The organism is Methylomonas sp. HW2-6 (assembly GCF_052474525.1).
Genome location: NZ_CP184124.1, coordinates 1,968,597 through 1,993,943, shown reverse-complemented (window position 1 = coordinate 1,993,943; position 25,347 = coordinate 1,968,597). Strand labels below are relative to the sequence as shown.

The following is a 25,347-nucleotide window of genomic DNA, read 5'->3' as shown; positions in this document are numbered from 1 at the left end:
TCAGTATGCGTTTTGTAATTAGGATTTTATTGGCTTTGACTCTGGCCGCCAGCCAAGCCGCCTTCGGCCATGCCGTAGTCACCCACAATTCGCTGAAACTGAAACCGGTGCCGGTCAATCAGGCCAGCCAGGTCGAGTTGTCGTTCAACTCCAAAGTCGAACTGGATTTGTCCGAAGTGTTTCTGGTCAGCGCCGGCGACGTGATGACCTCCATCAGTGCTTCTCCCGGCGCCAAACCCGGTCAGGTACTGCTGGATTTACCGGCCTTGGCCCCGGGCGAATACGCCATCAAATTAAAAATTTTTGCCGCGGACGGTCATCTGAGCGAGGACTTGCTGCGCTTTTTCGTCAAAGAACCCAAATAACCGGATATGGAAGGTATAGCTAATTATCTCGACTCGCTGATCGGCGGCGTCGATCTGACGTTTTACTCGATCGCCATCGGCGGTTTGCTGTGGGGTCTATTCGTCCTGCGGCCGTGGGATGAAAATGCCAACTACAACAGCGCCTTGCTGCAGAAAACTATCAACCTGATTCATTTCGGCAGCAAGGCATTGGTTATCACCCAGCTGTCGAAAATCGGCCTGAAAATCTGGTTAATGGCCGTGACATTGGGCAAATCGCCGTTTCCGGCTTTTTTCCATACCGTGCAATTCAACGCCGGCCTGGCACGCGCCACCTTTGCGTTCGCCTTGTACCTGTTCATCAAACAAGCGTTAAAAGCCAATCTGCGCTCTAAAACCCATTGGCTGGTGGCCACGGCGATCGTGATCCCGTTGGTGATGGCCGCGGCCTGGCTGGTGCACGGCGCCAGTCGCCTGGAAGACCGCGGTCTGCTGATGACGCTGACCGTCAGCCATCAGATTGCCGCCGCAGCTTGGGTTGGCGGCATTTTCCAAATTCTGGCGCTGTGGGGCCTGAAAAAGCAAAATGCGATCGCCGAAGAACTGTGGCCTTTGCTGCTCAAGCGCTTCTCGACCGTCGGCTTCGTCGCCGTTGCTCTATTGCTGGTAACCGGTACACCCCTTGCGTGGTACTACATCCGTACCTTCCAAGGCTTCATCGGCGCCGGTTACGGTAACCTGTTGATGGTCAAAATCATGATGATGGGCCTGGCCTTGGGTTTTGCCTGGATCAACCGCCAAGCGGTGGAAGAGTATTTTGCCAGCCGCAGCCTCTACGCCCTGACCGTGCGCGTCCCATACTACATTGAAGCGGAAACCCTGATTCTGCTGACCATTCTGTTCACGGCGGCCAGTTTGGCTTCGCAGCCGCCGTCGGTCGACATTCCGCACCTGACCGCGACCTGGGAAGAAGTGTTGAACATGTTCCATCCGCGGGTTCCGCGCTGGGAATCGCCGACCCACGAAGCCCTGATCGCCGGCGAGGCCGGCCGGACTGCCATCGTCGGCCAGATTCCGTCGGAAGCCGCCACCGCCTGGTCGGATTACAACCACAATATCTCGGGCATCTTCCTGACCGTGATGAGTTTCTTCGCGATGTTGTCGTATTCGGAGCGTTTTCACCGTTGGACGCGTTATTGGCCGATCGGCTTCATGGGCCTCGGCATCTTTCTGTTCTTCCGTTCCGACGCCGAGAGCTGGCCATTGGGCCCGATCGGTTTTTGGGACAGTACCTTCAACAACGGCGAAATTCTGCAGCACCGGATTGCCACCTTCCTGGTATTCATGCTGGGCTTGTACGAGACCCGGGCCCGAGTCAAAGCCGATCCCGGCATTCTGCCCTATTTGTTCCCGCTGATGTCGGCCTTCGGCGGCATGATGCTGTTAGCCCACTCGCACGTCGGCTTCGAGGCCAAAACCGCGTTCCTGATCCAAGTCGGCCATACCTTGATGGGCGTGTTTGCGCTGATTCTGGCCTGCGGCCGCTGGCTGGAACTCAAGCTGGACGCCCCCGGCAAGAACATTGCCGGCTTTATCTCGGTTTTCGCCTTGTTCCAAATCGGCGTGATTCTGATGTTCTACCGCGAACCCCTGTACTGATATGAAACAGACTCAAGAATTTCCTCTGCTGAACACCATCGCCGGCCCGACCGACATCCGTGCCCTGAAGAAAGAGCAACTGCCGCAGTTGGCCGATGAGGTGCGTTCGTATTTGACGCACACGGTCAGCATTTCCGGCGGCCATTTCGCCGCGGGCCTGGGTACGGTGGAACTGACCGTGGCCTTGCATTATGTGTTCGATACCCCGGTGGACCAGTTGGTGTGGGATGTGGGCCATCAGGCTTATCCGCACAAGATTCTGACCGGCCGCAAGGATCGGATGACGACGATTCGCACGCTGGGCGGGGTATCGGCGTTTCCGTCGCGCGACGAGAGCGAGTACGACGCGTTTGGCGTCGGCCATTCCTCGACCTCGATCAGTGCGGCGCTGGGTATGGCGATCGCCTCGCAGTTGCGCGGTGAGGACAAGAAGATGGTGGCGATCATCGGCGACGGTTCGATCACCGGCGGCATGGCGTTCGAGGCGATGAACCATGCCGGCGACGTCAATGCCAATCTGTTGGTGATTCTGAACGATAACGAGATGTCGATCTCGCCGCCGGTCGGGGCAATGAATAATTACCTGACCAAGATTTTATCCAGCAAGTTTTATTCGTCGGTCAAGAAGGAAAGCAAGAAGGCGTTGTCCAGTATGCCCAGTGTTTGGGAGTTGGCGCGGAAAGCGGAAGAACATGTCAAAGGCATGATCGTGCCGGGTACTTTGTTCGAGGAACTGGGTTTCAATTATTTCGGGCCGATCGACGGTCACGATCTGGAGATGCTGGTGTCGACCCTGGAGAATCTGAAGGATTTGACCGGGCCGGTGTTCCTGCATGTGGTGACCAAGAAGGGCAAGGGCTATGCCCCGGCCGAGAAGGATCCGCTGGCCTATCACGGCGTGCCGGCCTTCGACCCGACCCAGGATTTTCTGCCGAAGGCGGCACCGTCGCCGCATCCGACCTATACCGAGGTGTTCGGCCGTTGGTTGTGCGATATGGCGGCGCAAGACGAGCGGCTGTTGGGTATCACCCCGGCGATGCGCGAAGGTTCGGGCTTGGTCGAGTTTTCGCAGAAATTTCCGAAGCGTTATTTCGACGTGGCGATTGCCGAGCAGCACGCGGTGACCTTGGCCGCCGGTCAGGCTTGCCAGGGTGCCAAGCCGGTGGTGGCGATTTATTCGACCTTTTTGCAACGCGGTTACGATCAGTTGATTCACGACGTGGCTTTGCAGAACCTGGATGTACTGTTTGCGCTGGATAGAGCCGGTCTGGTGGGACCGGACGGCCCGACCCATGCCGGCGCCTTCGATTACAGCTATATGCGCTGTATCCCCAATCTGCTGGTGATGGCCCCGGCCGACGAGAACGAATGCAGGCAGATGCTGACCACCGGCTTCCACCACCACGGCCCGGCCGCGGTGCGTTATCCGCGCGGCAAGGGTCCCGGTGCGGCGGTCAACCCGGAACTCAGCACGCTGGAAATCGGCAAGGGTGAAATCCGCCACCAGGGCGGGCGGATTGCGATTCTGGCCTGGGGGGCGATGGTGACGCCCGCCGTCGAAGCCGGCAAGCAACTGGGCGCCACGGTGGCGAACATGCGCTTTGTGAAACCGATCGACGAAGACTTGATCCTGCAGTTGGCCAAAAGCCACGACGTGTTCGTCACGGTCGAGGAAAACGTCATTGCCGGCGGCGCCGGCAGTGCGGTACTGCAATTCCTGCAACAGCAAAAGATTCTGATGCCGGTGTTGAACATCGGCCTGCCCGACCGCTTCGTCGAGCAGGGTTCCCGCGAGGAATTGCTCAGCCTGTGCCGGCTCGATGCCAACGGCATCCACCAGCAGATCGAAGCTTTTTGCGCTTAGGCAGCACGTGCTGGCGGGGTATCTTGAATCCTCGTACCAGCCCGCCATGGCGGAGGCAGTAGCGATCGTAACCGGCGATAGGTAAAGCCGCTGTCCGTTATGTTAGATATCAGCATCATTCCGGCCCTGACCGACAACTATATCTACCTGTTGCAGGAACCGGATAGCGGCCTAACTGCAGTGGTGGACCCGGCAACATCGGCCCCGGTCATGGCCGAACTGCAACGGCGCGGTTTGGCACTGAATTACATTTTCAATACCCACCACCACAACGACCATATTGGCGCCAATCTGGAACTGAAAGCCGCAACCGGTTGCAAGATCGTCGGCGCCAAGTCCGACCATTCCAGAATTCCGGGCATCGACATCGCGCTAGGCGATGGCGACCGGATAGCACTCGGCGGCGAAACACTGGCAGCCATCGATACGCCGGGCCACACCATTGGTCATATCGTCTACTACAGCGCCGGCAGTAACGCCTTGTTTTGCGGCGATACTTTGTTTTCATTGGGTTGCGGCCGCCTGTTCGAAGGCAGCCCCGAACAAATGTGGCAATCGCTGCAAAAACTGAAGGCACTCCCGGCCGAGACCAAGATCTATTGTGCGCACGAATATACCGAAGCCAACGCCCGCTTCGCCTTGACGCTGGAACCCGGCAATCCGCTATTGCAACAGCGTTACGCCGAGGTCTGCCAACTCCGGCGCAGCAACGCTCCCAGCCTGCCCTCCACTATCGGCCGGGAATTGGCGACCAATCCGTTTCTGCGCGAGCACAGCTCGGAGATCCGGCAAAACCTCGCCCTGCCGACGGCTTCGGCATTGGCGGTTTTTACTGCGATACGCCGGCAGAAGGACCTGTTTCGCTAAAGCCCGCGGCAGCCGGTACTGGCGAAGTCTGCTAAACTGCACGGTGGTTTCCACCGTAAATTGACCGCTCGATGAAAACACCTGAGTCGCTGAGTATTGTCCTGCCCGCCAAGAACGAAGCGGCAAATCTGCCGGCTTTTCTGCCGAAATTGCTGGAGTTGTACCCGCAGGCCGAAATTTTAGTGGTCGACGACGGTTCCAGCGACGACACCGGAGCCATTGCCAACGACGCCGGAGTCAAGGTGATCCGCCACCCCTATTGCATGGGTAACGGCGCGTCGATCAAAACCGGGGCCAGACAAGCGAAGGGCGAAGTTCTGGTGTTCATGGACGCCGACGGCCAACACGACCCGCACGATATTGCCGCGTTATTGGCAAAAATAAATGAAGGCTACGACATGGCAGTCGGCGCCAGAAACGCCCGCAGCCATGCTTCGTGGTTCAGGCGCATTGCTAATAGGTTCTACAATAAGCTGGCGTCATTGATGACCGGCCACCGGATCGACGACCTGACCTCCGGCTTTCGCGCCGCGCGCGCCGACAAATTCCGTAAATTCCTTTACCTGCTACCGAACGGATTTTCCTATCCGACCACCAGTACCATGGCGTTTTTCCGCTCCGGATTTCCGGTGGCCTACGTCCCGATCCATGCCGGCAAACGTAGCGGCAAGAGCCACATTCGCCTGCTACACGACGGCTTACGTTTCTTTATCATCATTCTGCGTATCGGCGTACTGTTCTCGCCGATGCGGTTGTTCCTGCCGATCAGCATGTCGATTTTCGGCGTCGGCTTGGGTTATTACGCCTACACCTATATCACTGAAGCTCGTTTCACCAACATGAGCGCCGTGCTATTCCTATCCGCCATCGTCACTTTCCTGATCGGCATCGTCTCTGAGCAAATCTCGTCTCTGCATTACAAAAACATCGAATAGCCGGATCAAGCCTTTTCACAACTGAAAATGACGAACTTGGCATTCGCCGCCACTTGCCGGCAGCGGCCGAACAGTTTTTTCAGCGTGATATGGTAGTTGAGGTGGCGGTTTCCGATCACCCGCAACTCGCCGCCGGGCCGTAACACCGCATGCGCCTGTTGAAACATGCGCCAGGCGATATGGTCGCCGATCGCGTGCTGTTGATGAAACGGCGGATTGCAGACGATGCAATCGGCACTGGCCGGCGCAAAACCGCTCAGGCAATCGCCGACGACGAACTTCGCCCGCGGCGCATCGCCGAACCGGCTGCGAAAATTTTCCGTTGCCGAGGCGATAGCCATGAACGATTCGTCGACAAACATGATATTGGCTGCCGGATTCGATTCGGCAAGGCGCAAGCCGATCACGCCGTTGCCGCATCCCAGATCGATGTAGTCTCGATAGCCGGGCTGGTCCGGGAGATGTTGCAACAGAAAGCGGGCACCGATATCCAAACTTTCCCGGGAAAACACATTGGCATGGTTGCAAAGCGGCGGCTCGTCGGCCGCCAGGCGGTAGTAACTGGGGTAGGGATTTTGCGGCAAGCGGATATTCGGGTCGAGGCTGGTGAAAATCAGCCTGGCCTTTTTTCTGGCCAACGACGGTACGGTCGGGCCGACCAGCCGTTCCAACAGCTTCCAGGCATTGGCCGGTAAAGCCTTGACCATGCCCGCCGCAACGACGCGGCTATTCGGCTGCAACAACGGCCTGAGTCTATGCAACTGGTATTCCAGCAAAGCCAAAGTCTTCGGAATCTTGATGAGCAACAGATCGATCGGTGGCGACGGCAATGACAGACTGTCCAACAGCAACACCCGGTCGGCCGCTATCGCGTTCGCGGCCAAATTTTCGCGCGTCGCCTGCTGCGATAACCAGGAGTCGGAAATGGCCGTCGGTCGAAATTCGCTCAACGCCACGGCCAGCGCCCCGAAGTTATCGTTCAGGATGACAACACTCTGACCGGCAAGCACTTCGGTTTCGGCCAGATGATGCAGCACATAGTCGTCGGCCGCATCCCAGGCCTGCAACAATTCGTTTTTTCGGTGGGGTTGGCGCGTTAGCCGAAAACAGCCCTGCGGGACGCTGAATTGCTGTTCCATCGGTGATCAAGTTCGGAAAATGGGAGACGTAGAGCCTGGATCGAAGTCAGCGACAAATTGTCACGCGGCAAATTGCCACATTTTCAACGTTAGAATGCTCCAGTACACTGATAGCAACTCTTGTATGCGTCCTTCGGGAAAATGAGAGTTATACCCCACCTCTTTGTGCGGTAGCGCCGTATCCGGTGCTACCGCATTTTTTTACGCGGCCAAATTGCAGAGTCCGGCTTCAAGCCCGAACAACCGGTAAAAATTTTCGCTGGATTGCTTCGCCACCGCTTCGACCGAGGTGCCGCGCAATTCGGCAATATATTCGGCTACGTGGCGCACGTAGGTCGGATAGTTGGGTTTGCCGCGGTAAGGCACCGGCGCCAGATAAGGCGAATCGGTTTCGATCAGGAAGCGGTCGGCCGGAATTCTACGCGCCACATCTTGGATCGCTGCGGCATTTTTGAACGTAACGATGCCGGAGAACGACACGTAAAAGTTCAAATCGACAGCGCGTTGGGCGTAGGCCCAGTCCTCGGTAAAGCAATGAATCACGCCGCCCACCGTATCGGCGCCCTCCGCCTGCAACACGTCCAAAGCATCCTGCCCGGCCTCCCGAGTATGAATGATCAAGGGCTTGTGCAACTGCTTGGCCACCGCGATATGGTTGCGAAAACGCCGAAATTGCCACTCCAGATCGCCCTTACTATGAAAATAATCCAGGCCGGTTTCGCCGATCGCAATCACCTTGTCATTTGCCGCCAATCCCAGCAATTCGTCGATGTCAGGCTCGCGACCATCGGTGACATTCGGATGCACGCCCACCGACAGCGAGATATCCGGATATGGCGCGGTTTGCGCCAACATCGCCGGATAGGACTCCAGATCGATGGCAATGCAAAGCATATGCTGGATGCCGGCTGTCCGGGCCGCGCGGACAAAAACGTCGAAATCGTCGGCATAAGGCGCCAAGTCAATACGGTCGAGATGGCAGTGGGAATCGATGAACATGAAGCTTGGGAAACGTTAGTGCCGAGCGGCAACCGCCCGGTCAGGATTACATGGTGTGGGTGGAGCGGTCCGACTCCAGCGCACCGGCCAGATAGGTTTCGATTTTATTGCGCGCCGCACCGCCGTCCTGGTCGCTGAATTGGACGCCAATACCGGCGGCACGGTAACCTTCGGCACCGTTGGGCGTCTTCCAGATAATTTTGCCGGCGATCGGCAAGCGCTCGGTCTCTTCCATTAAATTCAACAACATAAACACTTCCTCGCCCATTTCGTATTCACGCTTGGTCGGGATGAACAGACCGCCGTTTTTGACGAACGGCATATAAGCCGCATAAAGCGCGTTTTTATCCTTGATCGATAGCGACAGGATACCTTGCCGGGGGGCTGCTTCCGCCATAATGTCAGTGTGGGTTAAGTTGAGACCAGTCGATTAACAGTTGTTCTAGCATCAGTTGTTGATTCAATTGCGTCGCCAACTGCGCTTTCGCCGTCAGCACACGGTCGTAGAATCGGTAAACTCGCTGCAATTCTAGCCGCTCGGCAACGCCTTGCAAGCTGTTTTTCAGATCGGGATTGGTCAAATGCGCCGAATCGGCCCGATAGGCGCATTTGACGATATCGGCCAGCCAGCCAGCCAGCCAGGCCAAAACCACATTCAACTCGATTTGTTCCTGCTTGTGCCAGCGCTCGGCGACGGCTAGCCAATCGGCCTTGCCCTCGCCAATTTGCAGCCAAGCCTGAAAATATTCTTGCCGTAGCGCCGCAATGCCGGTTTCGGCATATTGCTTGGCCAGTAGCGGCGCCCCGCCGGCCAAATCCAGCAGCAGCTCCGCCTGCTCCCGCACTCCCGCACCGTGCAGCCAGCGTAAGGCCGCATCGCGCTCCGGTATTTCGCAGACGATCTTCTGACAGCGACTGCGTATCGTCGCCGGCAGACGGGCCGGCTGCTCGCTGATCAACAACAAACAGGTGCGTTCGCCGGGCTCTTCCAGACATTTCAGAAACGCGTTCGCCGACGCCGTGTTCAGCGCATCGGCCGGCTGAAATATCGCGACCCGGTATACATGGTACTGTGGCTTCAACGCCAGTTTGCCGATTAACTGCCTGACTTTATCGATACCGATGGCCTTGCCGGGTTCGTCGGGCTCGACCGCGATGAAGTCCGGATGAGTACCACCGTCGAATAATTTGCAGGCAGAGCAAGCGCCGCAGGGTGTACCTTCGTCTTGCAGCGCATGACATAGCAAGGCACGGGCGTAATATTCGGCCAGATGGCGACGGCCCTGTCCAGCCGGGCCGGAAAACAGCAGGGCTTGCGGAATTCTATTCTGCTGAATATAACTTCGCAGCCGATGCCAGTGTTGCTCCTGCCACGGGTAAAGCGTCAGCTTACCCATAACATTTCCAGCTCGGCCAGCAGACGGGCCTGAACTTGCGACAACGGCAACGCCGCATCGACGACTCTGTACCGCGCTGGATCGTCGGCGGCACGCTGCAAATAGCTTTGGCGAATACGTTCGAAAAAATCCCCTTGTTCGGTTTCGAAACGGTCCAGTTCGCCGCGGCGTTTGGCCCGCTGCAATCCGGTCTCGACCGGCGCGTCGAGTACGAAGGTCAAGTCCGGGCGCAGTCCGCCCTGAACCATTCGCTCCAACCAGGCAATTGCAGCCGGGTCCATATTGCGCCCGGCGCCTTGGTAGGCGTATGTCGCATCGGTGAAGCGATCGCAAACCACCCACTGTCCGCGTTGCAAGGCCGGCTGGATCACGTGGCGGATGTGCTGGGACCTTGCTGCGAATACCAACAGCAGCTCCGCCTGTTCGCTCAACGCTTCCTCGCTATGGTCCAACAGAATGGCACGAATCTTCTCGGCAATCGGCGTACCGCCCGGCTCACGGGTAACCAGCAGCGGAATATTGCGCTCGGCCAGACATTGGCGGATGAATTGCAAATTGGTGGACTTGCCGACGCCTTCGCCGCCTTCCAAGGTGATGAATCTGCCGAGCTTCATCGTTGGTAACGGTCCACGTACTTTTCGTGCTCGGCCAGGGTTGCCGAAAAGGCGTGGCGGCCATTGCCGCGGGCGACGAAAAACAAAGCATCGCCGTCGTCAGGGTGCAAAGCGGCGGCAATCGACTGTTTGCCGGGCATTGCGATCGGCGTCGGCGGCAGTCCTTCGATCACGTAAGTGTTGTAAGGCGTCGGCTCGCGCAAGTCCTTATGGCGAATATCGCCGTGGTAATCATCGCCCATGCCGTAAATCACGGTCGGATCGGTTTGCAATAGCATCCCCTTCTTCAAGCGGCGGGCGAATACGCCGGCGATTTGGCGCCGTTCTTCGCCGGCACCGGTTTCTTTCTCGACAATCGACGCCAGAATCAGCGCTTGGTAAGGATCGTCCAGCGGCACGTTTCGATCGCGCTTGCGCCATTCCTCGCGCAGCACGGCCTGCATCCGGTCATGCGCTCGTTTCAGCAAATCCACGTCCGAGGTATTTTTTTCGAAAAAATAGGTGTCGGGAAAAAACAGGCCTTCCGGGTGATTCTTGTCGGAACCGATTTTCGCCATCAAGTCCTTCAGCTCCTTGTCGCTCAAGGTATGCTGTAAATTCGGATTATCCTTAATGGCCTGGAACATCTGCTTGAACGTCCAACCCTCCGGAAACGTAATCGAATATTGCCGGGTGCGGCCTTCGGTAAGTTGTTGCAATACGTCGGCAGCAGTGGCGCCCTTGGCCAGCACATATTCGCCGACTTTCAAGGTGCGGTCCAGCTGCTTGCGGTAGGCAAACAGTTTGAACCAAAACCGATTCACCATCACCCGTTGATTGCGCAAGGTTTTGATCACCGTTTCCAGGGTATCGCCCTTCTTGATTTCGATGACCGTCTCGCCGATCACAATCGGCTTTTTCTCGATGATGTGATAGTGCATGCCGGCCCAGATCGATACCAAGCCCAGAACCATCAGTAAGGTGAAGGCGACTATGCTACGGAACACCCTTGCACCTCCGCCGCTCTGGCCTGATTCAATAAGTCCTGCATTCGCCGGGTCAACGGTCCGGCCGCCAGTACGCGTTGCTCCAACCGCTTGATCGGCCAAATGCCGATCACCGAATTGGTCACGAACAATTCCTCCGCTGCCAATACGTCGACTGGGTCAAGCGGAATTTCATGCAACTGGACACCGATATCGCGAGCAAAACCGATCACCAACTCCCGGATGATCCCGGCCACGCCGCAACCGGCCAAGCTCGGCGTATACAACTGGCCGGCCTTGACGGCAAATAGATTGCTCATCACACCCTCAACCACGCGATCTTCGCTATCCAGCATCAAGCCTTCCTGAATATCGTCGTCGCGCCATTCTGCTCGAGCCAGAATTTGCTCCAATCGATTCAAGTGTTTGATGCCGGCGAGCGCAGTATTGATCGACAAGCGGTGCCAACAGAAACGGGCGCGAATGCCGTCGGTTTGGAATATGTCCGGGTAATCGGGATAAGGATGCAGGCTAAGTAATCGGGTGGGCTGAATCGGTTCAGGTTGGCGATAACCCCGACCGCCGGAACCGCGGGTGACGATGATTTTGAGTACCGCGCGTTCGGCCTGCTTTGCCAGCTTGGCGGCCTCCGCCGCGAGCAAATCGACTGCCGGAGCCGGAATCAGCAGGCGCTGACAACCGAGAGCCAATCGACGCAGATGCCGATCGAGAAACAGCGGCCTACCCTCGACAACCTCGATGGTTTCGAACAGGCCGTCACCGTACTGAAAGCCGCGATCGGCAGCGTCGACGTAGTGTCCGGGTTCGCCATTCAACAGATACATAGCCGGACACTGTTAGTTCGGGACCGCTTATTCGAAACGCTTGAAAACCAACGAACCGTTGGTGCCGCCGAAGCCGAACGAATTGGAAATGGCCAGATCGATTTTCATGTTTCTGGCCGTGTTGGGCACGTAATCCAGATCGCAATCGGGATCCTGGTTTTCCAGATTAATGGTCGGCGGCGCGATTTGGTGTTTGATCGCCAGCGCCGTCAGTACCGCTTCGATACCACCGGCAGCTCCCAACAGATGGCCGATCATCGATTTGGTCGAACTGACCGCCAGTTTGTAGGCGTGATCGCCCAATGCTTTTTTCATGGCGTGGGTTTCGCCAACGTCGCCGGCCGGCGTCGAAGTGCCGTGGGCGTTGATGTAATCGACCTGTTCCGGGTTGATTTTGGCGTCGCGCATCGCGTTACGCATACAGCGCGCGGCGCCTTCGCCACCTTCGGACGGCGAAGTGATATGGTAAGCGTCGCCGCTCATGCCGTAACCGACCAGTTCCGCATAAATCTTGGCGCCGCGAGCCTTGGCGTGTTCCAGCTCTTCCAGCACGATCACACCGGCGCCGTCGCTGAGGACGAAACCGTCACGGTCGCGGTCCCAGGGCCGGCTGGCGCGCTGCGGATCGTCGTTACGCCGCGACAGCGCTTTCGCCGAAGCAAAGCCGCCCATCGCCGTCGGCGAGGTAGTGCAACGCTCGGCGCCGCCGGCGACCATCACGTCGGCATCGCCGTATTTGATCAGACGCGCCGCATCGCCGATGTTATGGGTACCGGTTGAGCAAGCCGTAACGATCGCGAAATTCGGCCCTTTCATGCCGTATTTGATCGACAGGTTGCCGGAGATCATGTTGATAATATTGCCGGGGACGAAAAACGGCGAAATCCGGCGCGGTCCACCCGCCACGTAGGTGGCATAGCATTCCTCGATTCCGGTAATGCCGCCGATGCCGGCGCCGATCGCAATGCCGATGCGCTCGGCGTTTTCTTCGGTAACGACGATGCCGGAGTCCTCAATCGCCTGGCAGCCGGCGGCAATACCGTAATGGACGAAACCGTCCATCCGCTTGGCATCCTTCTCCGGAATGTAGTCGCCGATGTTGAAATTTCGAATCACGCCGCCAAAAGTCGTTGCAAACGGTGAAATATCAAAAGAATCGATCGGCCCAATGCCGCTTCTGCCATTGACAATACCGTCCCAGGTATCCGCAACATTGTTGGCTAACGGCGTAACGGCGCCTAAGCCCGTAATTACAACTCGACGTGTGCTCACAGTAAACTACCGGTAAATAAAGAAGACAACCAGAGAAGGGGGATATATCGGCTAGTGGATGGCGTCATCCACTAGCGTTTGGAAACAACTTGCTGTTATTGCAGATTGGCGTTGATGTAATCGATAGCCAATTGGACGGTGGTGATTTTTTCGGCTTCTTCGTCCGGAATTTCGCATTCAAATTCTTCTTCCAGAGCCATGACGAGTTCAACTGTGTCTAAAGAATCAGCACCAAGATCGTCGACAAAAGACGCATCGTTTGCGATTTCTTCCTTTACGCCTAATTGTTCCGCGACAATCTTTTTTACTCGTTCTTCGATATTACTCATATGTTTTTCCTCGAACAATGCAAATGCCCGACTGCAAGCACTTACCTTATCTTTAGTGTTGTATTAATTGAATTTGCTATCTCGTCACTGGCCTAGCCTAACGACTTCGCGGATTATACTTGATGTTCCAAAAATTTCACAACATTAGGCCGGCCCGCGCCACTATGCCGCCTTACCGCGCAAATTTTTCAAAATTTCTTCCAAAGGCACCAAATTCAGCTTGATCCGGTACAAAATCGCGCCGTCTTCCAACACCCCAAAGCACTCGTAAGTACGCAGCATGATGTTGGTTTGGTTCAGCGTATTGTCTTTCGATTCCGGCAATTGCTTCACCAGAATATGCAGTTTGTCGTTGTTTTTGACTCTGGCCAAGTGTACGCGGTCCACCGAAATGTCGTGCGAGGTATACACCATCGGATTGCGTTTGAAATCATGGTTCTCCAACTGCGCTTTTTCCAGCAAAGCGCCGGAAGTCAGACTGCACGGATAGACTTCTGGATAATGCGCGACATGGGTCAATTCATCGAAATAATCCGATTGCTCGGCCAACGATCCCGACAAAAAGTTTTTGACGTTGCCGTTATTCATCCATTTCCGTTTCAAGAACAAATCCGTGCCCGGCACCACGGTTTTATCGGCGATGCCGTTCAAATCGGGCAAACCGCTCAAATCCACATCCGCCAGAAATAGCGGCGATTTGGTTTCCTTTTTGTAGCCCAGCAGAATGGTCTTACCCAGCGATTTGATCGCCACTCGGTTGGTCAAGGTCAATTCCGGTATGGTGTTGATCAGCGTTTTCTTGATGTCCAGCGTCATTTCCTGGCGCGGACGCAACGCGTTGACGAAGGTAATTTGGTAGTTGCTAAACCGCAGCTGCTTCTCGGCGATGATCTGATCTTCGTGCTGCACCTCGCGATACAGGCGCATTTGGTGCTCGATTAGCGTGTTCAATTGAAACCCCAACACGATCGGGCCCTTGAACGGGTTATGGGTGATCTGCAACCATTTATGCTTGTCGTGAAACAGATTGAAATCGTCCGAGGCGTTGCGGGCGACTTCGATGTGAATTTGTTCGAAAGTAAACGACTGTGCTTTCATTTCAAGCTGCTGGATGTTTGGGGACAGGCCGTTATTCTAGGCCGATTGCGGCGGATCAGAAAGGCTCCGCCGCACCGAACAAGTCTGGCCGCTCCGATCCAAACCGTTAATGACTGCTTAATCAAACCGCGCTAACGTATTCGCCGTAGCATTTCATCGCATTTCTTTCCGGGAAAAACTTATGAAGCCTTTGTTATACATCGTCGCCGCTGCCTGCGTTATGGCAATTCCACCCGCTGCAAATGCCGCCGCTTACAAATGCACCGTGGTGGGCAAAGTCGTCTACCAACAATCGCCGTGTGCCGGAGAAGGCAAAGCGGTCAAAATCGATAACGATACAGAAGAGAAAAAGCTCAATCGCCAAATGGAGTCGCAAGAAGCCGCTCGCCGCCGTCAGGAATTGGACAACATGGCGAAAGGCGTGGACCGCAGGAACGCCCAGGAAATCAATACCCAGATGCAAATCCTGGAAAACCAGCGCCTGAGGCAAGAAGCGTTGGATTTCCACCGCCGCCGCGCGGAAGAATACCGGGCGCTAGAGGAAGAATCGAAAACCCACGGCTCCGAGTATATGGAAGTCTGGGGCCGCAACCACGCGGAAGAACAGGAAAAACGGGCAAACGAACTGCAATGAAGACTGCCGCGAAAACGGTCGGCACAGGCTCTGGCGACCACCGACGCTTCCGTCAAACGATGTCAGCCAGCATCAGTAAATCCAAGGTCTGTCGCCGTACCTGTTCGGTTACGGCGGGATCCAGCGCCGACAGCCAACGCTGCGGAATATTATCGACACCGTATTTGGCGCCGGCCAGCATCCCCGCCAAAGCCCCGGTAGTATCGGCGTCGCCGCCTTGGTTGACGGTGGCGACCAGACAGGATTCGAAACTGTCGCTGTTGAAAAAATGGTGTAGTACGGTCTGCGCGGTATCGACGATATAGCCCGACGCTCGTCCCGGATAAGGGTTGTAGCCGAATTCAGCGTAACGTTCTATCAAGCCTGCGGCGACCTCTCGGCAGGCGGCCTCGTCACGGCCGCCGATCAATAACCCGGCCATCCTCCCCAAGGCCAACGTCGCCGCATCGGATAAGGCATGGTGGTGGGTGATCCGGCTTTGTTGCAAACTCCACTGCTCGAACAGTTCCGGCCGCTGCAAGGTCGCCAACACCACCGGCAGATTGCGCATGCAGGCGCCGTTCCCGGCTTCGTCGTCGCGCGGTTCGCCCGACAGTTCGCCCCGGTCACGAAACCGGAGAATACCGCGCCGGCAGGTATTGCCGACGTCGACCGGCCGGCTTTCCAGCCAGGCCAGAAAATTCTCCGCCACCGCCAGCAAATTCCAGCCTTGGTTGTCGATGATCGCCTGCCCCAAAGCCAAACACATCTGGGTGTCGTCGGTCACCTGGCCCGGCGCCAAACCCAACCAACCGCCGCCGACGATATCGCGGTGCACGCCGTAATGCTTTTGAATCCGTTTGGGCGACATGAATTCGACCGTTGCCCCCAAGGCATCGCCGCAGGCAAAGCCCAGGTAAGCCCCCAGCGCCCGCCCTAGAATCTGTTCGTTCATCAACTCAACACCTTGACCCGGTAATCGCCGCCGATCGCCAGATATTCCGCTTCGCCGCGCAAGGCATGATGCGGCAGCAGTTCGTTAAAAAACACCAACTTCACCATCGGCACTTGCACTTCCAAAATATTGGCGCCGAATTCGCTGGCGATGCCGGGCCGATCGGTAAACGAGACGATACTGTTGAAGCGGACGATTTTGTCGTGCCGGCCCTCTTCCTTGACGACGTAATCTTCCAACGCGTCCACGCCCCGGTAAAGGGTTTTGTGAGTCGCGGCCGGCACCTGAAACCGCTCGACCACCCACTGGCAAAACTCGTAAACCAGATCCAACTGCATATAGATACAGTTGTTGTGGTAACGGCTGCTCATCTTTTCTTCGATGTAAGTCAGCCAATCATTGCTGATGAAATTGCGAATCCGGGTTTTATGAAAGTTGGGAAACAAACCGAAGCGGCTTTCCACCCAGCCCTTCATTACCGCACCCTGGGCATTGTTGGAATCCATCCCCCAATCCTGGATCAAACGCAGGTAACTGTTACGGTAACGCCGCCGGCCCTGAGCATCGTCGCGCAAGCGCTGTTCGGTTTCGAAGCCAAACACCACACACATATAATCCTGAAACACCCTGCCGCAAGCAGCCAAAGTCGCTTGTTGCGCCAATTGGTCGAATAACCCCGGCGCCGACTCCCGGGTACCGGCAATATGCAAAGACTTGGGATGGTCGTTGAACAATTGGCTGGCAATGCAGGCGGTCGCTACGCCGATTAAATTGGTGCTGTGGCCGTAACGGCTGATGTCGGGCATGTCTTAAGTGATGCGGTGGTTCGCGGTACCGGCATTCTGACATCGATACCCGGCGCTTGCCATACCGGCACGGATCACGCCTCAATCGCCACACCGGCAACCAACCCCGGTTTGCGAATTGGCCGGCCCGGTAGCACAATGCGCCATCGTTGCACAGCAATCGGGAGTTCGACCATGGCGCATTCTTTGTCATTTCGCCGGCTGATATTGGCCTTACAAGCGGCCCGCCGCCAACACCTCCAGACTCAGCAGCGCCCGGCACCGGCTGCGGGCAGCGAACTTGGCTGGAATCGACGCCGCTTCGTCAAAACCTCGGTCGCGGCCGGTATCGCCGGCCTGCTCGGCCAAAGTCTGCCTTTACCGGCCAGCGCCGGCAATAACCGCCCGCGACAAAGCGTCGCAATTATTGGCGCCGGCATCGCAGGTTTAAACGCCGCCTATCGCTTGCAACGGGCCGGCATAACCGCAACGGTCTACGAAGCCCGCAACCGCCCCGGCGGCCGTATGCTTTCGACCAGCATCAATAGCGGTTTGACCGTCGATTTAGGCGCGGAATTGATCAATACCGATCACCACGACATGCGCGCCCTGGCCAAAGCCTTCAATATTCCGCTGTTCAACAAACTGAAAGACGCCAATCGCCTGCCCTATCCGAAAGAAACCTACTTCTTCGACGGCGAGGCTTACAGCGAAGCGCAGCTCGCGTTGGACCTGGCCGATCTGGCCGGGCAGATTAACGACGACGCCGGCTTGCTGGACAGCGATTGGGATACCTATGCCCCGGCATTCGACCAACTCTCGGTCGCCGATTATCTCGACCGCCACGCCGATAAAATCCCCCAACCCTATGTCCGCGCCCTGCTGGAAAACGCGATTCGGACCGAATACGGCGTCGAAGCGACCGAGTCCTCGGCATTACAGTTGTTGTTTCTGTTACCGGTCGTAAACGGTCAAACGGTCGAACTGCTCAGTTACAGCGACGAAGCCTTTGCCGTGCAGGGCGGCTCGGCGTCGATTACCGATGCGCTCGCCGCCACCTTGGCCGGCCAAATCCGGTTCGGCACAGCCCTGCACGGTATCGACCGGCACAACGGCCGCTACGCGCTGCAGTTTGCCGATCGAAGCCAAGCCGAAGCCGACATCGTCATTATCACGCTGCCGTTCCCGGCCTTGCGCCGCGTCGATTTGCGCGTTTCGTTGCCGGCGCGGTTCCGCCGCTTCATCGCCGAAACCGGCCTGGGCGTTAACGAGAAGCTGATCGCCGGATTCGACCGGCGCTTCTGGCAGCAGCCGAACGGCTTTAGCCTGGCGGCCTGGACCGACCTCGGCTTCGCCGAAGTTTGGGACGAATCGCAGCGCCAACCCCAGCGCGCGGACGGCGCCTTGAATTTCTTTTTGGGCGGCGACCAAGCCCGCCAATTCAACCGCACATCCAATTTCAACGCCGTAGCCGACCGCTTCATCGCCGACTTGGATCAATTCGTACCGGGCGCCACCGTTTCCGCCAACGGCGCCAATATTCGCAGCGCCTGGGGTAACAGCCGTTACACCGGCGGCGGCTACGCCAACTTCGCTCCTGGTCAGCTCAGCGAATTTGCCGACTATTTCTGGGTCGAGGCCAATCCTGCTGCGGCGCAACAAGTGGTGTTCGACCGGCTGCTGTTCGTCGGCGAACATCTGAGCGATGCTTATTACGGCTTCATGGAAGGCGGCGCCCAAACCGGCCGGCTGGCGGCGGACTACGTCATAAAACAACTGTAACCGCGCCAGGACCTGCCGCAGCGGCTTCCTACCCATAACCCATTCCGAGACTTGCTATGGACCCAAAACGTTATCGCGGCTGTACCAACGTTTCCGGCGCCGTTGCCATCGACGCCAACCATTTCGTCGTCGCCGACGATGAAGGCAACCTGCTCGGCGTGTTCGACAGCAGCCATGAACAAGTCTTGCCGCCCCGCATCGCGTTGTCCGAATTGTTTGCCGGCGAAATCGAAGACGGCAAAGGCTGCGAAATCGATTTGGAAGGCGCCGCCGCGATCGGCGACGTTTATTTCTGGATCGGCTCGCACAGCACCAACAAAGACGGCGAACGCCGCCCCAGCCGCCACCGCCTGTTCGCGCTGCAAATCCAGCGCAACGCCGTCGGCGAATTCAGCGGACAAGGTTATGGGCAAATTTATCGGACCTTGATCGACGACCTGATCCTGGACCGCCGGTTTAAACCCTATCGGTTGGATAAGGCAGTCGGCATCGCGCCCAAAGCCTTGGGCGGCCTCAGTATCGAAGGTTTGGCGGCCACGCCGGAGCAAAGTTTGCTGATCGGTTTCCGCAATCCGCTGGCCGGCGGCACCGAGAAAAACGGCCGACTACAAGACGGCAAGGCCCTGATCGTACCGCTGCTGAATCCGCTAAACCTTCTGCAAGGCCAAGCCGCAAAATTCGGCGACCCGATCGACCTGGACCTCGGCGGCTACGGCATCCGCGACATCGCCTGGCGCCAAGGCGACGAATACCTGATCGCCGCCGGGCCCTACCATACCAACGAAGACCGGAGCGAGAAGCATCGGCTGTATCTGTGGCATAGCAACAAACCAACCCATAAGCCCAAGCGTTTGGACGCCGACCTTGGCGAATTGAATGTCGAAGCGGCGTTCTTTTTTCCGGGACAAACGGATCGGGTCGAATTGTTGAGCGACGATGGCGATACGAAGGGGTTCCAGTGTGTTTCGGTGAGACTTTGACGGAATAATACGGTTATCGCGTTCGGATTGATCGAGGTTTCAGGAGCTGAGTTTTGGAGCCTTCTGGCCCCAAGGTGCTACCACACCCGCACCCTGAATATTGGATGCGGACGGCTTTCGAATACTCTGCCGTTCAGCTTACGCAAAAATTGGACGTGTATAATTCTGGATTGAGAGCAGGTAAAGAAACGATAGAATCGCCTGTTAGACCTGATAGGAGAGAATTTTGAAGTACTACCCACCATCGTATGGAGCAAATGACTTCCACTGCCCCATATGCTCTGTCTATGCCCATCAGCAATGGGCAAAACTTACATACGGTCTACATGGTTCCCGCTACGATACTAAGGCTTCTATATCTATTTGTGGTCATTGTGGCGAGCCGGCATACTGGTATGGACAGAAGTTGATAGTGCCGGGGACAAGTCCAGTAGAAATGCCAAGCGCAGATTTACCTGAAGATTGTAGAAGTGACTATATGGAGGCTAGAGAAATAGTTTCTTTATCTCCAAAAGGCGCTGTTGCATTACTGCGCTTATGCGTTCAAAAACTTATGGTCCATCTGGGTGAATCAGGTAAAAATATCAATAGCGATATAGCCAATCTTGTGAAAGCAGGACTTCCTCCGTTAATTCAGAAGTCATTGGATATATGCAGGGTAGTTGGAAATAATGCGGTACATCCAGGGGAAATTATTATTGACGATACGCCTGAAATTGCACATTCGCTTTTTCGTCTTATCAATGTAATTGTAGAAGACAGAATATCAAGGCCAAAACATATTGAGGCTCTATACGGGGCGCTGCCAGAGGGCGCCAGAGAAGCTATTGAAAAACGCGATGAAGCATAACTAACCAGCGACATCAACTGGCTTCAATTCCAAACCGATTCGTAAATCCGATCTATCGGGATGTCCAGTTCGATGGATTGCAGCGGGATTTTGGCGCCGTCGGTGTAAATGGCCATGTCCCAGCCCTCGGCGGTGCGCCGGTAAATGCGTACGTCCATGCAGCTTTGCGCCACCAGCACGTATTCCTGCAGGCTTGCCAGGGTTTGGTACATTCGGCGCTTGTGCTCCCGGTCGTATTTGGCGGTCGAATCGGACAGCACTTCGACGACCAATTTGGGCTCCTCCCGAAAATGGCTGTCCTTAGCGGTTTCGCAAGTCACCATCAAATCGGGATAAAGATATGCATCGGCGGCCTCGACCTTTAGCTTCAGATCTGACATGAACACCCGGCAAGACGTGCCGCGCAAGTGCTCTCGAAACAAAATGTACAGATTGCCGGCGATCAGGTTATGGCTGTCGCTGCCGCCCGTCATCGCAAAGATTTCACCGGCCACGTATTCGTGCCTGACCTGACTGGACATTTCCATTGCCAGATACTCTTCCGCTGTCATGCGCAGCGGTTTTGCAAGCGGGACCGACATAAAAACTCCTCATCCGATTTAACAGGCCGACTGGAGACAGCTTCAATCGCCCAACCCGATTTTATATTTGCCCGGGATTGTACAACCTTTACCTTTACCAACCACTACTCGTCCACCTGCACTTGTTTCGGCATATTCCGATTAATCAAGAAATACACCAGCGGAATCACCACCAAAGAAAACAAGGTGGAAGCGATGATGCCGAAGATAAAGCTCCAGGCCAGGCCGGAGAAGATCGGGTCCAATACGATCATCATCGAACCCAATACCGCAGAGGCAGCGGTCAGAAAGATCGGGTTCAAACGGGTGGCGCCGGCTTCGACGATGGCGTCGGCCAGCGAAATCTCCGGGTTGCCGCGGTAGATGTTCTCGATGAAGTCGATCAGGATGATCGAGTTGCGCACGACGATGCCGGCCAGCGCGATCATGCCGATCATCGCCGTGGCCGTGAAATAGATCGGGCTGGCGTATTCGCCGACGTCGCCGGCGAACAGATTGATCAACCAAAAACCGGGCATGATGCCGATTACGGTCAGCGGAATCGCGATCATCATGATCAGCGGCACTCCCAAAGAGCCGGTCTGGCCGACCAGCAAGATGTAGATCATCACCATCGCCGCGGCAAAAGCCAAGCCCAAATCGCGGAACACGTCGACGGTAATTTTCCATTCGCCCTCGCCGGCCATTTCGGCTTTATAACCGGCCGGCAGCGGTTTGGCTTCGAACACGTCGAACAAATCCAGAATCGCCTCGACCGGACTGCGGCCGGCCATTTCCGCGGTGACGTAAGCCACGCGTTGCAGGTTCTTGTGGTAAATGGCCTTTTGCCCGCTCTGGCGCTCGAACCAGCCCAACTCGCTCAGATGCACCAATACGCCGTTGGCGGTTTTGACCGACAGAGCCAGCAGATCGGCTTCGGCCGAACGCGCGGCGCGGGGCAATTGCAACCTGATGGCCAGAGGTTGCCGCTCGTTCTCAATGTGTAGTAATCCGACATCGGCACCGGCCAGCGCCAACTGCAAGGTTTGGGCGATTTGCGCGGCAGTCACGCCCAACGCCGCGGCCTTTTCGTGTTCGACCAGAAACTGCCATTTGTGGTAATCGGCTTCGACGAAATCGTCGACGTCGACCACACCCTCGGTTTGCTGCATGTCCGCCCGCACCCGGTTGGCCACGTTAATGATATCGGCATAATCGGCTTGCGGCGGGCCGTAGACTTCGGCGACGACGGTGGACAGAACCGGCGGCCCCGGCGGCATTTCCACGATCTTGATGTTGGCGCCGAATTGTTTTTCGATGCGGTCGATCTCCGGCCGCATCCGCAGCGCGATTTCGTGCGAGCCTTGCTCGCGGCGGGTTTTATCGGCCAGCACGATGCGGATGTCGCCGACATTGGCGCCCTGGCGCAAATAATAATGGCGGACCATGCCGTTGAAATCCATCGGCGACGACAAACCGACATAGCTTTGGTAGCTGCTGATTTCGTTGACCGTCGCCAGATAGCGGCCCAGCTCCGCGGCAACGCGGTCGGTGGCTTCCAGCGACGAACCCTTGGGCATGTCGATGACCAGTTGCAGCTCGTTTTTGTTGTCGAACGGCAGCAATTTAAGCGGCACCACTCGGGTCACCGCCATCAAGGCCGACAACACGAAGGCCACGATCACCGCCGCCAAAAACCACCAAGCTTTGGCTTTGTCCGCCAGCAGCGGTGCCAGGATCGCTTGGTAAATCCTGAATCCCCGGCTTTGTTTCAAATCGAATGCCGGGCCGTGGTCTTTGCCGTAATCGCCCTTCAATAACCGGTAACTGGCCCAGGGCGTAACGCTGAAGGCAATCACCAGCGACAACAGCATTGCGATCGGCACGTTAAACGCCATCGGCGCCATGTACGGCCCCATCATGCCGGTGATGAAAAACATCGGCACGAAGGACATGATCACCGCAAACGTCGCCAATATGGTCGGCGGCCTGATCTCGTCGACCGCGCTGAGCAAGGCTTGCAACGGCGGCTCTTTGCGCAGCTTGTAATGGCGGTGAATGTTTTCGACATCGACGATAGGGTCGTCGACCAACAAACCCAGCGACAAGATCAAGGCAAACAAGGTCACCCGGTTGATCGTGTATCCGAAGATCAGATCGCACAGCAGCGTGATCGCAAACGTCATCGGCACCGCCAGCGATACGATCAGCGATTCCTTAAAACCGAGCGACAAGGCCAACAACACGATGATGGTCAAAATGGCGATGCCCAGATGCATGACCAGTTCGTTGACCTTATGGTCGGCGGTTTCGCCGTAGTTGCGGGTCACGGTCAGTAACACGTCGTCCGGAATCAAGGAGCCTTTCAGCTCTTCGGTCAGCGCCAGCACTTGTTCGGCCACGCTGACGGCGTTGGCGCCGCGGCGTTTGGCGATGGCGATGGTCGCCAACGGCCGTTCCTCGCCGGCCTGCGGCAAGCGACCGGGCTCGCCGAGCGTGTGCATCTGCGCCACGGCCGGGCCGAAGCCGATGCGGGTGTAGTAATCAGTGTCGGCCGGTCCGTCGATCACTTCAGCCACGTCGCGCAAATGCAGCAGGCGGCCGTTGCCGCCGGCCACTACGGTATTGCCGACCTGCTCCGCGCTTTGGTAGTAGGGTCCGGCTTCCAAGACGATTTCGCGGTCGTTGGCGGTGGTTTGGCCTACCTGCAGATTCAGGTTGTTCTGCTGCAACGCGCGTTGCACATCGGCCAGACCGATACCGCCGGCCTGCAATTTGGCCGGATCGGGATAAACCGAAATCCGCCGCGGCGCGGCGCCGACCACCCAGCTTTTGCCGACGTTATCTACCGCTCGCAAGCGCTCGATCAATTCGTCGGCGATACGGCGCAAGCCCATTTCATCGACGTTGGTGTTCTGCGGCGACAGGCTCAGCAATAAAATGGGTACGTCGTCGATTTCCACCGGCTTGACCAGCCAATCGCTGACGCCGGGCGGAATGATGTCCTGGTTGGCCAGCAATTTATCCCGGGTCTTGATCAGGCTGTTTTCCAGGTTCTCGCCGACGTAATAGCGCACCGTGACCACCGCCTGACCGGGCCGCGATACCGAATAGACGTATTCCACACCCTGGATCTGGCGCAGCAACACTTCCAGCGGCGTCGTGATCTGCTTTTCGACTTCGTCGGCCGAAGCGCCCGGCGCCTGCACGAACACGTCCATCACCGGCACCACGATTTGCGGGTCTTCCTCGCGCGGCGTCAACATCAGCGCCGCGGCGCCGGCCAATAACGAGATCAGCAAAAACAGCAACGACAGGTGCGAAGTGGTAAACAACCGGACGATGGCAACCGTCAGGCTGTCTTTTTTGGTTTCGTTGGAATTCATTGCCCGAGCTCGCCTTGCAACAAGATGGTTTCGCCGTCCCGCAAACCGGACAGCACTTCCAATTGATCGCCGTAACGTTTGCCGCTACGGATATGCCGCATCTGCCATTGCCCGCCTTCGACCACGCGCACCGCCTGCAACTGGCCGTATCGGACGATGGCGCTGGCCGGCACCAGCAACACGGTTTGCGGACCCTGGCAATTGGTTTCCAGCCAGGCGAACTGGCCGTGTTGCAGGCCTGATGTTTTCGGCAAATTGACTTTGACTGGTTGGGTCAGGGTTTGCGGATCGATCTCCGGGCCGATTTCGTCTATCGTGCCCGACAACGTCTGCCGCAAGGCGTCGATTCTGACCGATACCGTCGCGCCCAGTTCAAGCTGGGCGGCGCATTGACTGGCTATCGCCGCTTCCAGCCGCAAATCGTCGGGTTGGTGAAAACTAAGCAAAGGCTGATTCGGCGCGGCCATGTCGCCGGGCTCCTGGAAGCGTTCACCGACCACGCCGTCGAACGGCGCGTACAACAGATTCTCGCCGAGCATGACCTTGCTCTGCTGCGCGGCGCTGGCGGCCTGATTTGCCATGGCCCGCGCCGCTTTGGCCTGAGCCATGACCGCGTCGTAATTTTGCCGGGTGGCGGCCTGCTTTTGGTACAGATCGACGATACGTTTCTCGTCGGCGCCGGCCTGCGCCGCCTGGGCTTGGGCCGCGGCGTAGGCGGCATTGGCGGCATTGTAGGCGGCCTGCAAGTCGCGGTCGTCCAATTTGGCGAGCAATTGGCCCTTTTTCAAACGGTCGCCGGGATGGGCCGGCATTTCCAGGATTCTGGCATTCAGCTTCGGCGCAATTTTTATCGCCAGCCGGGATCGCACGGTACCCTGCCACACCGAAGTGCCGGCGGCCGCCTGGCTGGTCAAGCGCACAGTCGGTGCATCGGCGGGAACGCTGCGGGGCGCTACCGCGGTAGTACCGGGCTCAATCTTGCTTGCGCCGCCCAAAACACCAAGCGCCAGCAGAATGACCAATAACAAGCCGCCGATCGCCGCCACCGGCATCAGCCACTTTGGTTTGTCGGAAAGAGAAAGATGTTGGGCCATGTGGGTATGCCTACG

Annotated in this window: 24 protein-coding genes; 9 read left to right on the top strand and 15 right to left on the bottom strand. The window is 57.1% G+C overall.

Annotated elements, in window-relative coordinates; all coding sequences use genetic code 11:
* Positions 1 to 5 precede the first annotated feature (5 nt).
* From ACH518_RS10295 to ACH518_RS10275, 5 genes are all read left to right on the top strand, one after another.
* Positions 6 to 365, top strand: a complete 360-nt coding sequence (locus tag ACH518_RS10295; protein ID WP_445372828.1) for a copper resistance CopC family protein — start codon at positions 6 to 8, stop codon at positions 363 to 365.
* A 6-nt stretch (positions 366 to 371) separates the two neighbouring features.
* Entirely contained in the window at positions 372 to 2,003 is a 1,632-nt protein-coding gene (locus ACH518_RS10290) for a copper resistance D family protein (RefSeq protein WP_445372827.1), read from the top strand.
* 1 nt (position 2,004) lies between these two features.
* A complete protein-coding gene (gene dxs / locus ACH518_RS10285) occupies positions 2,005 to 3,867 on the top strand; it encodes a 1-deoxy-D-xylulose-5-phosphate synthase (RefSeq protein WP_445372826.1) in 1,863 nt (620 codons plus the stop codon).
* 99 nt (positions 3,868 to 3,966) lie between these two features.
* The gene (gene gloB / locus ACH518_RS10280; protein WP_445372825.1) at positions 3,967 to 4,734 is read left to right on the top strand and encodes a hydroxyacylglutathione hydrolase; all 768 of its coding nucleotides are present in this window, start codon (positions 3,967 to 3,969) and stop codon (positions 4,732 to 4,734) included.
* Between the two features lie 71 nt (positions 4,735 to 4,805).
* Entirely contained in the window at positions 4,806 to 5,669 is an 864-nt protein-coding gene (locus tag ACH518_RS10275) for a glycosyltransferase family 2 protein (protein ID WP_445372824.1), read from the top strand.
* Positions 5,670 to 5,674: 5 nt separating this feature from the next.
* On the opposite strand, the gene ACH518_RS10270 is transcribed toward ACH518_RS10275, so the two are convergent.
* The 10 genes from ACH518_RS10270 to ACH518_RS10225 all read right to left on the bottom strand — a co-directional run bounded on the left by ACH518_RS10270 (position 5,675) and on the right by ACH518_RS10225 (position 14,327).
* Entirely contained in the window at positions 5,675 to 6,808 is a 1,134-nt protein-coding gene (locus ACH518_RS10270; protein WP_445372823.1) for a methyltransferase, read from the bottom strand.
* A gap of 201 nt (positions 6,809 to 7,009) precedes the next feature.
* Positions 7,010 to 7,807, bottom strand: a complete 798-nt coding sequence (locus ACH518_RS10265) for a TatD family hydrolase (RefSeq protein WP_445372822.1) — start codon at positions 7,805 to 7,807, stop codon at positions 7,010 to 7,012.
* 46 nt (positions 7,808 to 7,853) lie between these two features.
* On the bottom strand, positions 7,854 to 8,204 hold the full coding sequence (locus ACH518_RS10260; RefSeq protein ID WP_140912796.1) for a PilZ domain-containing protein: 351 nt from the start codon (positions 8,202 to 8,204) through the stop codon (positions 7,854 to 7,856).
* Between the two features lie 4 nt (positions 8,205 to 8,208).
* Entirely contained in the window at positions 8,209 to 9,204 is a 996-nt protein-coding gene (locus ACH518_RS10255; RefSeq protein WP_445372821.1) for a DNA polymerase III subunit delta', read from the bottom strand.
* Positions 9,192 to 9,818: a dTMP kinase gene (gene tmk / locus ACH518_RS10250; protein WP_445372820.1), complete on the bottom strand. Its 627-nt coding sequence runs from the start codon at positions 9,816 to 9,818 to the stop codon at positions 9,192 to 9,194. The genes ACH518_RS10255 and tmk overlap by 13 nt, the downstream gene beginning before the upstream one ends.
* Entirely contained in the window at positions 9,815 to 10,804 is a 990-nt protein-coding gene (mltG, locus tag ACH518_RS10245) for an endolytic transglycosylase MltG (protein ID WP_445372819.1), read from the bottom strand. The genes tmk and mltG overlap by 4 nt, the downstream gene beginning before the upstream one ends.
* Positions 10,789 to 11,628, bottom strand: coding sequence for an aminodeoxychorismate lyase (pabC, locus tag ACH518_RS10240; RefSeq protein WP_445372818.1), 840 nt, complete (start codon positions 11,626 to 11,628; stop codon positions 10,789 to 10,791). The genes mltG and pabC overlap by 16 nt, the downstream gene beginning before the upstream one ends.
* A gap of 27 nt (positions 11,629 to 11,655) precedes the next feature.
* Positions 11,656 to 12,900: a beta-ketoacyl-ACP synthase II gene (gene fabF / locus ACH518_RS10235; RefSeq protein WP_140912800.1), complete on the bottom strand. Its 1,245-nt coding sequence runs from the start codon at positions 12,898 to 12,900 to the stop codon at positions 11,656 to 11,658.
* A 95-nt stretch (positions 12,901 to 12,995) separates the two neighbouring features.
* Positions 12,996 to 13,229, bottom strand: coding sequence for an acyl carrier protein (gene acpP, locus ACH518_RS10230; RefSeq protein WP_013820083.1), 234 nt, complete (start codon positions 13,227 to 13,229; stop codon positions 12,996 to 12,998).
* Positions 13,230 to 13,391: 162 nt separating this feature from the next.
* On the bottom strand, positions 13,392 to 14,327 hold the full coding sequence (locus tag ACH518_RS10225) for a hypothetical protein (protein WP_140912801.1): 936 nt from the start codon (positions 14,325 to 14,327) through the stop codon (positions 13,392 to 13,394).
* 181 nt (positions 14,328 to 14,508) lie between these two features.
* On the opposite strand from ACH518_RS10225, the gene ACH518_RS10220 reads away from it, so the two are divergent.
* On the top strand, positions 14,509 to 14,961 hold the full coding sequence (locus ACH518_RS10220; protein ID WP_445372817.1) for a hypothetical protein: 453 nt from the start codon (positions 14,509 to 14,511) through the stop codon (positions 14,959 to 14,961).
* Positions 14,962 to 15,013: 52 nt separating this feature from the next.
* On the opposite strand, the gene draG is transcribed toward ACH518_RS10220, so the two are convergent.
* Entirely contained in the window at positions 15,014 to 15,895 is an 882-nt protein-coding gene (gene draG / locus ACH518_RS10215; RefSeq protein WP_445372816.1) for an ADP-ribosyl-[dinitrogen reductase] hydrolase, read from the bottom strand.
* Positions 15,895 to 16,701, bottom strand: a complete 807-nt coding sequence (locus ACH518_RS10210) for an NAD(+)--dinitrogen-reductase ADP-D-ribosyltransferase (protein WP_445372815.1) — start codon at positions 16,699 to 16,701, stop codon at positions 15,895 to 15,897. Before ACH518_RS10210 ends, draG begins: the two co-directional genes overlap by 1 nt.
* A 174-nt stretch (positions 16,702 to 16,875) precedes the next feature.
* Here ACH518_RS10210 and ACH518_RS10205 point away from each other — a divergent pair, with 174 nt between their 5' ends.
* The 3 genes from ACH518_RS10205 to ACH518_RS10195 all read left to right on the top strand — a co-directional run bounded on the left by ACH518_RS10205 (position 16,876) and on the right by ACH518_RS10195 (position 20,292).
* The gene (locus ACH518_RS10205) at positions 16,876 to 18,462 is read left to right on the top strand and encodes a flavin monoamine oxidase family protein (protein ID WP_445372814.1); all 1,587 of its coding nucleotides are present in this window, start codon (positions 16,876 to 16,878) and stop codon (positions 18,460 to 18,462) included.
* Positions 18,463 to 18,518: 56 nt separating this feature from the next.
* The gene (locus tag ACH518_RS10200; RefSeq protein WP_445372813.1) at positions 18,519 to 19,442 is read left to right on the top strand and encodes a DUF3616 domain-containing protein; all 924 of its coding nucleotides are present in this window, start codon (positions 18,519 to 18,521) and stop codon (positions 19,440 to 19,442) included.
* 226 nt (positions 19,443 to 19,668) lie between these two features.
* On the top strand, positions 19,669 to 20,292 hold the full coding sequence (locus tag ACH518_RS10195) for a DUF4145 domain-containing protein (protein ID WP_445372812.1): 624 nt from the start codon (positions 19,669 to 19,671) through the stop codon (positions 20,290 to 20,292).
* A gap of 23 nt (positions 20,293 to 20,315) precedes the next feature.
* Here ACH518_RS10195 and ACH518_RS10190 read toward each other — a convergent pair whose 3' ends face one another.
* From ACH518_RS10190 to ACH518_RS10180, 3 genes are all read right to left on the bottom strand, one after another.
* Complete coding sequence (locus tag ACH518_RS10190) at positions 20,316 to 20,873, bottom strand: Uma2 family endonuclease (protein WP_445372811.1); 558 nt, start codon at positions 20,871 to 20,873, stop codon at positions 20,316 to 20,318.
* 104 nt (positions 20,874 to 20,977) lie between these two features.
* Positions 20,978 to 24,238: an efflux RND transporter permease subunit gene (locus ACH518_RS10185; RefSeq protein ID WP_445372810.1), complete on the bottom strand. Its 3,261-nt coding sequence runs from the start codon at positions 24,236 to 24,238 to the stop codon at positions 20,978 to 20,980.
* Positions 24,235 to 25,332, bottom strand: coding sequence for an efflux RND transporter periplasmic adaptor subunit (locus ACH518_RS10180; protein WP_445372809.1), 1,098 nt, complete (start codon positions 25,330 to 25,332; stop codon positions 24,235 to 24,237). The genes ACH518_RS10185 and ACH518_RS10180 overlap by 4 nt, the downstream gene beginning before the upstream one ends.
* Between the last annotated feature and the right edge of the window lie 15 nt (positions 25,333 to 25,347).

Excerpts from the sequence above, each read along its gene's own strand:
- ACH518_RS10295 (WP_445372828.1), top strand. The coding sequence starts at position 6 with ATGCGTTTTGTAATTAGGATTTTATTGGCTTTGACTCTGGCCGCCAGC.
- ACH518_RS10290 (WP_445372827.1), top strand. The coding sequence starts at position 372 with ATGGAAGGTATAGCTAATTATCTCGACTCGCTGATCGGCGGCGTCGAT.
- dxs (WP_445372826.1), top strand. The coding sequence starts at position 2,005 with ATGAAACAGACTCAAGAATTTCCTCTGCTGAACACCATCGCCGGCCCG.
- gloB (WP_445372825.1), top strand. The coding sequence starts at position 3,967 with ATGTTAGATATCAGCATCATTCCGGCCCTGACCGACAACTATATCTAC.
- ACH518_RS10275 (WP_445372824.1), top strand. The coding sequence starts at position 4,806 with ATGAAAACACCTGAGTCGCTGAGTATTGTCCTGCCCGCCAAGAACGAA.
- ACH518_RS10270 (WP_445372823.1), bottom strand. The coding sequence starts at position 6,808 with ATGGAACAGCAATTCAGCGTCCCGCAGGGCTGTTTTCGGCTAACGCGC.
- ACH518_RS10265 (WP_445372822.1), bottom strand. The coding sequence starts at position 7,807 with ATGTTCATCGATTCCCACTGCCATCTCGACCGTATTGACTTGGCGCCT.
- ACH518_RS10260 (WP_140912796.1), bottom strand. The coding sequence starts at position 8,204 with ATGGCGGAAGCAGCCCCCCGGCAAGGTATCCTGTCGCTATCGATCAAG.
- ACH518_RS10255 (WP_445372821.1), bottom strand. The coding sequence starts at position 9,204 with ATGGGTAAGCTGACGCTTTACCCGTGGCAGGAGCAACACTGGCATCGG.
- tmk (WP_445372820.1), bottom strand. The coding sequence starts at position 9,818 with ATGAAGCTCGGCAGATTCATCACCTTGGAAGGCGGCGAAGGCGTCGGC.
- pabC (WP_445372818.1), bottom strand. The coding sequence starts at position 11,628 with ATGTATCTGTTGAATGGCGAACCCGGACACTACGTCGACGCTGCCGAT.
- acpP (WP_013820083.1), bottom strand. The coding sequence starts at position 13,229 with ATGAGTAATATCGAAGAACGAGTAAAAAAGATTGTCGCGGAACAATTA.
- ACH518_RS10225 (WP_140912801.1), bottom strand. The coding sequence starts at position 14,327 with ATGAAAGCACAGTCGTTTACTTTCGAACAAATTCACATCGAAGTCGCC.
- ACH518_RS10220 (WP_445372817.1), top strand. The coding sequence starts at position 14,509 with ATGAAGCCTTTGTTATACATCGTCGCCGCTGCCTGCGTTATGGCAATT.
- draG (WP_445372816.1), bottom strand. The coding sequence starts at position 15,895 with ATGAACGAACAGATTCTAGGGCGGGCGCTGGGGGCTTACCTGGGCTTT.
- ACH518_RS10210 (WP_445372815.1), bottom strand. The coding sequence starts at position 16,701 with ATGCCCGACATCAGCCGTTACGGCCACAGCACCAATTTAATCGGCGTA.
- ACH518_RS10205 (WP_445372814.1), top strand. The coding sequence starts at position 16,876 with ATGGCGCATTCTTTGTCATTTCGCCGGCTGATATTGGCCTTACAAGCG.
- ACH518_RS10200 (WP_445372813.1), top strand. The coding sequence starts at position 18,519 with ATGGACCCAAAACGTTATCGCGGCTGTACCAACGTTTCCGGCGCCGTT.
- ACH518_RS10190 (WP_445372811.1), bottom strand. The coding sequence starts at position 20,873 with ATGTCGGTCCCGCTTGCAAAACCGCTGCGCATGACAGCGGAAGAGTAT.
- ACH518_RS10185 (WP_445372810.1), bottom strand. The coding sequence starts at position 24,238 with ATGAATTCCAACGAAACCAAAAAAGACAGCCTGACGGTTGCCATCGTC.
- ACH518_RS10180 (WP_445372809.1), bottom strand. The coding sequence starts at position 25,332 with ATGGCCCAACATCTTTCTCTTTCCGACAAACCAAAGTGGCTGATGCCG.